Raw genomic sequence first — 8,474 nt, 5'->3', positions numbered from 1 at the left:
TTACTTAGATCAACCTAAGAGATTAACGACGAAGCAGCCATTTTTTGTTACGGCATCAAGTGCCAAAAAGAACCTCGGCTTTGCTTCGCTACCACTTTATCAAAAAAATGGTGAATCCTAGCTCCGTCGAGTTTTGGATTCACCATTTATCTTAGTAAGTTTTTGTTTGTTAAGGACTTAAAATTTGTGAAATAAATAACTTACAAAAAGTAAGTCGTTTTTCTTGAAATCGATTACAATAGCGATAGAATGGATTTGTATTTAAAAATGATTACTTCATTGAAAAGGGGATCTTGATTATGACAAAGATGATTGCTGGAGAAGCTTTAGTTAAAGTTTTAGCTGACTGGGGAGTAGACCACGTCTACGGAATTCCTGGAGGCTCGATCAACCATACCGTTGAGGGACTGTACCTTCAAAAGGAAAACGTGAAGTACATTCAGGTTCGTCACGAAGAGGTTGGGGCAATTGCAGCTTCTGCCGATGCTAAGTTTACTGGCAAAATTGGGGTAGCATTTGGTTCAGCTGGTCCTGGTGCAACTCACTTGTTTAATGGTTTGTACGATGCCAAGATGGATCATGTTCCAGTGTTGGCATTAGTTGGTCAAGTTGGTCAACCAGTAATGAACACTAACTTCTTCCAGGAAATGGATGAATCACAAATGTTCGCTGACGTTTCGGTGTTTAACCGGACGGTTACTACTGCTGACCAAATTCCGTACGTTGTTAATCAAGCAATTAAGGAAGCTTACAGACAAAAGGGAGTAGCAGTGGTTACTTTGCCAGAAGATCTTACTTCCACTGAAATTGACTACGAACCAACAAAGACACCTAAGGTAGCTGAAAACAACTTCACTCAAGTTGTCGATGACAAAGCAGTGAAGGATACGTTAGCAATGATCAAGGAAGCTAAACACCCATTGATTTACGCTGGTCGCGGTTTGCTTGGAGCTCGAGATGTGCTGACTAAGTTCTCAGAGCAATTCAACATTCCAGTCATGAACACCGTTCCAGCAACTGGAGTAATTGCAACTGACCATCCTAACGCAATCGGTACTTTTGGCCGGCTTGGAAGTAAGTCTGGTTTTGAAGCCCTTCAGCACACTGATTTAATCTTGTTCTTGGCTTCAGAATTCCCATTCGCAAACTTCTGGCCAAAGAATATCAAGATTATTCAAGTCAACAACAATCCGTTTGATATTGGTAAGACAGTTGATATTGACTACCCAGTAATTTCCGATGCTAAGGCATACTTACAGGCCCTGATCGATACCGGTGAGTCAAGACCAAAGGATGCTTGGCTTGAAGCTAACCAAGAAAATAAGAAGAACTGGGATAACTGGCTAGATGAATTAGCTGAAGATGATAGTAAGGGACTTAACCCTGAAACGATCACGAAACACGTTGCTGAAATGGCCGGTCCTAATGATACTTTTGCCATTGATACTGGTAACGTATCTGAATGGGGAGTTCGTGGTGTTCCAATGAACAAGAATCAACGGTTTGCGATTTCTGGATTATTTGCAACTATGGGCTTTGGTCTTCCCGGTGGATTAGCAGGTGCCCTCAGTGTTCCAGAAGGTCAAGCTTGGTCACTTTCTGGTGATGGTGGAATTGCCATGGTAGTTCCTGATATCATTACTGAAGCTCGCTATGGCCTACCAGTTATCAACGTTGTGTTCTCTAACCAACGGTTTGGTTTCATTTACAATGAGCAATTGGAAACTAAACAACACCTTTATGGGGTTGATTTGACTGATGCTGATTGGGCAAAGGTTGCTGAAGGCCTTGGCGGAATTGGATTTACAATTCACAACAAGCAAGAAGCAAATGATGTCTTTGCTAAGGTTGCCGACTTACAAAAAGGTGGCAATAAGAAACCAATTCTAATCAATGCGTTGATCAAACAAGACGATCCAGTCACAACTGCATTCATGCCATTAGATCCAAAACTCTATGGTGAGGATACAGTTAAGGAATACGCTGCTAAGTACGGAATTGATACTGAGAAGCAACCATCATTGGGTGAGATTCTTCGTGCAAAGGGCGACAATGATTAACAATTAACGAAAACCACAAACTAAAAAAGCGGAAACCAAATGAATTTGGTTTCCGCTTTTGCATAGTTCTGAGTTGCTATTTATTTACAATATAATTTGGTTCGCCACCCTTACTTGCAATCACAGTATTCTTAGCAACGATTTCTGCCATTGCATCTCTGGCTTCGACGGTGGCATTACCAATGTGGGGAGTCAGAATTACATTCTTTAGAGACTTGAAACCATCGGCAACTTCAGGTTCTTTTTCGTAAACATCAAGACCTGCTCCAGCAATTTCGTGATTTTTAAGTGCATCTAAGAGTGCTGTTTCGTCGATTACTGGACCTCTGGCTGCGTTTATTAAGAAGGCCGTTGGTTTCATTTGTTTAAATTGTTCAGCCCCAATCATATGGTGAGTATCTGGTGTGGCTGGAATATGGGGACTAACCACGTCTGCAGTTTTGATTAATTCATCAAAGGAAACAAACTTTGCTCCCAGTTCGCGTTCGGTTTCCGAATCTAATGGATGCCGGCCACTATAGATGATATTCATATCAAAGGCTTTCATTCGCCGAGCAACTGCCTGACCAATTTGCCCCATGCCGATGATCCCTAGGGTCTTGTTAGCTAATTCAGTTCCAAGGAAGAAGAGTGGTGCCCAACCAGAAAAACCAGTGGTCCGCATTAATTGATCACCTTCAACTATTCTGTGAGCAATTGAAACAATGAGCCCACAGGTAACTTCAGCAGTTGATGTTGTCGAAACTTTAGGTGTATTTGTTACGGGGATTCCCTTGCTCTTTGCGTATTCGGTATCGATATTGTTAAAACCAGCTCCGTAGTTTGCAATCAGTTTGAGATTTGGAGCGGCATCGATAATATCCTTATCTACTTTGGTTGAAAGGGGAGTAATCAAGAAGTCCTTATCGGTAACTTTACCTTTGAGTTCGTCCTTGGTAATTAGTGCCTTACTATCATCAAACACTTCAATCTCTAGGCCCCCATCTTTGAGAATGGATATTGCACTTTCTGGAATTCTTCCAGCGATTAAAACCTTAGCCATAAAAAAATCACTCCTTAAAAGTTGTTGTTCCACCTTTAATTATAATAGTTTTGGAGGCTTTAGAAAGCGGTTACCTTTTTTAATTAAGTAATTTAAAGTTGACATTCAAAATTCTTAGTTATAATATAATGGCAATTATTAATAAACGCTGTGAGAAAGCTGAGTACTTTTTCTTTGTTGATTAGCGAGCTTCGTTAGGTGAAAGGAAGCACAACTGGAAATTGGAAAATCCCTTTTGAGCGATGCATCGAAACAAAAAGTAACGTGCATTGGTGACACCCATTATTGTGTTGGCGTATCGTCGTAAGACCGTACGCGAGAGTTGATTCTAGCAATAGGATCATAATGTAAGGTGGTACCGTGCTACTAGCACCCTTAGTCCAAGTGGATTAGGGGTGCTTTTTTTGTTTCAGCAAAGGAGATGGTTTAATGGAATCCCAGATTGATATTAGTCAGATTATGGTTTTACATCAGAGTTTAAAAAATAGGAGAGTGTCATTATGGAAAAATTACCAGACTTAAATAATAAGCCGTTAACGAAGAAACAATATTTTGTCGTGAGTTCAATGCTCTTTGGATTATTTTTTGGAGCCGGCAACCTAATCTTCCCAATTCATCTTGGTCAATTAGCAGGATCACATTGGGTGATGGCAACGGTCGGATTTTTGGTTACCGCAGTGCTACTACCCTTGTTATCAGTTCTAGCTATCAGTGTCACTAAGTCAGAAGGGGTTTACGATGTTGGTAAACCATTAGGACCCTGGTTTGCATTAACATTCATGGTTTTAATTCACGCAACGATTGGTCCTTTGTTTGGAACGCCAAGAACAGCAACTGTTCCATTTTCTGTTGGTGTTCAACCCTTGCTTCCCCAATCAATGAGTCACGTTGGTTTGCTATTATTTTCTGCAGTATTCTTTGGGTTAGCGTTTTTGGTTTCCTATAAGGAGTCAAACGTTCTTACATCAGTTGGTAAAGTATTGAACCCAGTATTCTTGGTAATGCTGTTTTCTGTTTTTCTATTAGGATTCTGGAATCCAATGGGAAGTGCAGCTGCCCAAAAAGCAACCGCTGCTTACCAACACGCTTCATTCTTTAATGGTTTTCTTCAAGGATACAACACAATGGATGCCCTAGCTGGTTTAGCCTTTGGAGTCACCGTTGTCACAGCTGTTAAACAGTTAGGAAAAACTGAGCCAAAGGAAAACGCAGCGGTGACTGCTAAAGCTGGGGTTTTCGCAACCGCCGCAATTGGTTTGATCTACGTGGTTCTCGTTTGGCTTGGGGCAACTACGCTTACTAAGTTTAAAGTTTCAGCTGATGGTGGGGTAGCTTTCAACCAGTTAGTTGGTTTTTATCTTGGTGGCTTTGGTCACGCACTATTGGCAACATTATTAACAGTTACTTGTTTGACAACTGCGGTTGGTTTAGTTGCCGCCTTTGCACAGGACTTTCATAATCATTTTCCAAAGGTTAGCTATCGGGCTTGGCTTGGAATGATGTGTGCAGCTTCATTCTTAACTGCAAACTTTGGATTGGACACTATCATCGCTTGGTCTACTCCAATGCTGATGTTCCTTTATCCATTCGCAATGGTATTGATTTTGTTATCAGTATTTTCACCATTATTTGGCCGCGATCCAGTTGTTTATGGACTCGTTGTTGGATTTACAACAGTACCTGCATTGTTAGATATGGTTGCTGCATTCCCTCCAGTTGTTAGCCAAAGCGCATTTGGCCAAGCACTGACTAACTTCCAGCATGCTGTCTTGCCATTCGCAAACCTAGGAATGGATTGGGTAGTTCCCGCAGTTGTTGGGGCTGTTCTTGGTTTAGGATATCATTTCTTAAAGCCGGTATTTGCGGGTCAGAAGGCTGTATCTGAATCAGAAAAGAATTAGTTTCTTCTATAAGTATAGAAATATAGGGAGTGGGACAGAAAGCATACGAAGATGCTTTCGTCGTCCCACCCCCGCACAACCAACAGTAACTGAGGGCCATGAATAATGGTCCTCAGTCCTGATGGTTACTGCGTGTAGCAACAATTTGGATAAAAGCAAAAAAGTAACGATAAATTTCAAGAAAATGAAATTTATCGCTACTTTTTTTCGGTTTACCTAGTTATGTCCCAACCACTTGGGTTGATAAAATTAGTTTAGAGAGGAAGTAACTTCACTTTAAGCTAATTCTGATTTGGGTTGACCCCTCTTGTCAGGTAACCTCTCCAGATCCAGCCGCCATGTTTATTATCGTGACTGCGAACGTGGTAGTAAATGTTGTATCTACCGGTAGTTTTCTTATAAAGTTTTTCGTGACCATCAGTATACCAAGTTGCGTTTGGTAAGTATTTGTTGTAGTCGTACCGAATTCCTAAGTGCTTTGAGTACCTAGCTCCCTTTGTTGTGTGGAATGCGTATCGGCCCATTGATTTTCGCCAAATTAACTTAACGGATTGTGACCGCGAAGCTGAATATTGGTTGGTTTCCGGTTTTGGACCTGGAATGATAACGGCCGTACCGTCACCAGAATTACCATTGTTGGCAGTTGAACTACTATCACTGTTATCACTAGGCGTAGTTGCTGTGTGGTTGGAAGAACCAGTTGATGAGTTTAGATAGAAGTCATTGTTTAATTGACTAACATCTAAATCTGAACTTTCACCAGGGAACCGATAATCACTTGCCCATTGCCATGCATTTGCATCTGGATACTTGTTTCCAGTTGGGGTTGATGGCCAGTTTGCGATCCATCCTTTGTTTTGATCGTTTAAATCAATCTTGGTACCTACCCAACTGGACATTGTGTAAAGGTCGGTCTTGTTATAACCAGCGTTGTTGATAACCTGGTCAAACGCGGCAAGGTTTGCGTTATTCGCAGCTTTTGATAATGACCCAAGTTCTGAAGCTTCGAAGTCAACGACCATGACAACATTCTTACTATCGGTGACTTGTTGAACTGCGTTGATCATGTTCTGGGCCTCTTGTTGAGCTGCACCGGTACTAGTGAACCGAGCGAAATGGTAAAAGTTGATACTTAAACCAGCTTGCTGAGCATACTTAACTTGTTGTGATAGGTATGGATTTATGTATCCAGTTCCCTCAGAAGCCTTAATTGTAACGGCTTTTACCCCGTTATCAGCTAAAGTTTGATAATCACTTGCTGATAAGTTTGACTGCCAACTTGAAAGATCTACCATGTCGGTCAGTGGATTGCTACTTGATGGTGTTAGTGAAGCATGAACACCAGTTGAAGCTAAAAACACCCCAGCGGAAGCAATCAGAGTAACCCCTAACTTTGTAAACATTGTTTGTTTCATAAAAACATCTCCTAAAGTTTTTCCGCATGTTTCAACCGAATGGTAACACATTATTTCCATTATCTGAATAGGGTTTACGCTGGATAAGCTTTAGATAATAAAAACTTAAAAATGTCATTTGAACGTAAACTTAATTTGTCATAATAGTAAAAAACGCCATCGAGACGTAAAGTCTTGATGACGTTTGTTAAGCCAAAGGATTAGTTAGAACTAGTCCTTTTTTCGGCAACCTTTTCTGCTCGGTTAACAAAATCTCTAAATAGTTTTTTGGAGTCCTCATAGTGTTTATAAATATTCTCAGGATGCCATTGAACGCCAAGAATTTGGTCACTATCAATAGATTCAACCCCTTCAATTACTTGGTCATCTGCTCTGGCGGTAACCTTTAAGTAAGGGGCAATGTCCTTGATTGCTTGATGGTGACGAGAGTTGACGTATGGCCGCTCACCAATAATATCGTGTAGCCGACTATTAGGGTCAACGGTGATGTGGTGGGATGGCAGGTTTCCAGGCGCATCTTGACTGTGCTTTAATGTGGCATGCAGATCTTGTGAGAGGTCTTGGTACAAGGTCCCACCAAGACCAACGTTAATCAGCTGCATTCCGCGGCAAATTCCAAAGATTGCTTTTCCAGCGGTGACTGATTGTTTAAGGAGCTCAATTTCAAATAAGTCTCGTTTGCGGTAAGTCATTCCTAATTTTTGGAATGGTTCTTCACCGTAAAAGGTTGGGTCGACATCTGCTCCGCCAAGAAAGCAGACCCCATCAAACATCGTGATATAATCGCGAACGTCTTCGGGATCAACGCTTGGTAAGATTACAGGAACTCCACCGGATTTCACGATTGCTTCGATTGCTTGGCGTGGTGCAAACGCAGCGTTTCGTTCGTTGATAATATTTGTTGCTTCCGTTAATGTATCTGCTGGCATGGCTATTCTTGGACGCACTGTTTTTTCCTCCGAATTATTAAAATAAGGTATGAATGTTATAAAATAAGTAGTAAAATTAAAATTTGATGATAATAATTTAACCCATGGTATCACGGATTTAGGAAGCCTTCAATTAATTATCCCTTTTTGTCTGTTATTACTTTATCGAAGAAAGTGATAAAAAAATCGGTGGGGGCCAAATCTGGTTGGCACCGCACCAATTGAAGGTGGTCGTGATATTGATTTACATAAGTGGTTTTTGCCAGAAATGCTTGAAGAAACCATCTTTATCTTTTGATTTGCTTTTCGAATTCAAGCTTTGTTCAACTCTAAAGTTAGGGTTTGGTAAGTAAATCGTGGTTGCTGACTGATCAAAGTTGGCGACTGAATTAGCAACAACGGTTACCACGTTTGGCAGTTGTTTAATGGCATAGTGAGATGTAAGTGTTGGTTCTACTTCTGATTCCGATTTTTCTTCATTAGTACCATCATTGTTACTCTTAAGAGCCACTGCTGTTGGTGATGATTGAGAATCGGAAACCTGTTGAGTAGACTGCTTCTTAGTTTCCGGTTTTGAAGCTGATTCACTTTCGTGAGCAATTTCAATTGGTTTGGCAACTTCAATCATCTTGATCTTAGATTCCAGCTCAGCCACCTTTCGCTCAGAAGCATGACTCTGCTTTTCAGCAATCATTTGTAGCTTCTGCGACTGATCAAGCAATCTGGTCAGGGTTTCAATTTGTTCCTGCTGGCTACTGATTTGTTCGTTCAATGAGCTGAAGATTGATGAATTGATATTTGCCGTCTGAGTACTTGGGGCAGTAGCCTTTGGCCGTGACGCTTTTTTAGCCTTTGGTTCTTCTTGATCAGGTTCATCACTTTGAATAATGCTGACGATCTTTTCTTTCGCAGCATCGTTATAGTAAAGGGTCTGGCCCTTTTTGCCCGTTTCAGAGATTGCGTTACGGGTAATGGTTCTGTAGACACGCATCTTATTTACGCCAAGTTCATCGGCGATTTCTTTCATGGTCCAACCGAACTGAGAATTTTCAGGCAAATTATTCACCACCAATCTAAAGGATTACATTAATTATTATACATTAATTAATGGCAAATGAAATATTTAG

At 40.9% G+C, this 8,474-nt stretch carries 6 protein-coding genes and 1 other annotated feature; of the genes, 2 read left to right on the top strand and 4 right to left on the bottom strand.

Going from position 1 to position 8,474, the window contains the following annotated elements:
* Window positions 1-299: 299 nt before the first annotated feature.
* Window positions 300-2,060 (top strand): thiamine pyrophosphate-binding protein, encoded by a 1,761-nt coding sequence (locus tag QOW94_RS07545; RefSeq protein ID WP_283679749.1) that lies wholly within the window; start codon window positions 300-302, stop codon window positions 2,058-2,060.
* Between the two features lie 76 nt (window positions 2,061-2,136).
* Here QOW94_RS07545 and QOW94_RS07540 read toward each other — a convergent pair whose 3' ends face one another.
* Window positions 2,137-3,102 (bottom strand): 2-hydroxyacid dehydrogenase family protein, encoded by a 966-nt coding sequence (locus tag QOW94_RS07540; protein WP_283679747.1) that lies wholly within the window; start codon window positions 3,100-3,102, stop codon window positions 2,137-2,139.
* A 141-nt stretch (window positions 3,103-3,243) separates the two neighbouring features.
* Window positions 3,244-3,482 (top strand) — a binding site (T-box leader).
* A gap of 120 nt (window positions 3,483-3,602) precedes the next feature.
* Here QOW94_RS07540 and brnQ point away from each other — a divergent pair.
* The gene (gene brnQ / locus QOW94_RS07535; protein WP_283679746.1) at window positions 3,603-5,003 is read left to right on the top strand and encodes a branched-chain amino acid transport system II carrier protein; all 1,401 of its coding nucleotides are present in this window, start codon (window positions 3,603-3,605) and stop codon (window positions 5,001-5,003) included.
* Window positions 5,004-5,284: 281 nt separating this feature from the next.
* Here brnQ and QOW94_RS07530 read toward each other — a convergent pair whose 3' ends face one another.
* From QOW94_RS07530 to QOW94_RS07520, 3 genes are all read right to left on the bottom strand, one after another.
* Window positions 5,285-6,418 (bottom strand): GH25 family lysozyme, encoded by a 1,134-nt coding sequence (locus QOW94_RS07530; RefSeq protein WP_283679745.1) that lies wholly within the window; start codon window positions 6,416-6,418, stop codon window positions 5,285-5,287.
* Window positions 6,419-6,618: 200 nt separating this feature from the next.
* On the bottom strand, window positions 6,619-7,365 hold the full coding sequence (locus QOW94_RS07525) for a gamma-glutamyl-gamma-aminobutyrate hydrolase family protein (RefSeq protein ID WP_283679744.1): 747 nt from the start codon (window positions 7,363-7,365) through the stop codon (window positions 6,619-6,621).
* Window positions 7,366-7,591: 226 nt separating this feature from the next.
* The gene (locus tag QOW94_RS07520; protein WP_283679743.1) at window positions 7,592-8,404 is read right to left on the bottom strand and encodes a helix-turn-helix domain-containing protein; all 813 of its coding nucleotides are present in this window, start codon (window positions 8,402-8,404) and stop codon (window positions 7,592-7,594) included.
* Window positions 8,405-8,474: the final 70 nt, after the last annotated feature.

It is taken from the genome of Lentilactobacillus sp. Marseille-Q4993, assembly GCF_951230165.1.
Lineage (GTDB): Bacteria > Bacillota > Bacilli > Lactobacillales > Lactobacillaceae > Lentilactobacillus.
Note: the sequence above shows the minus strand (reverse complement) of the source record. Positions and strands in the feature narration are given on the sequence as shown.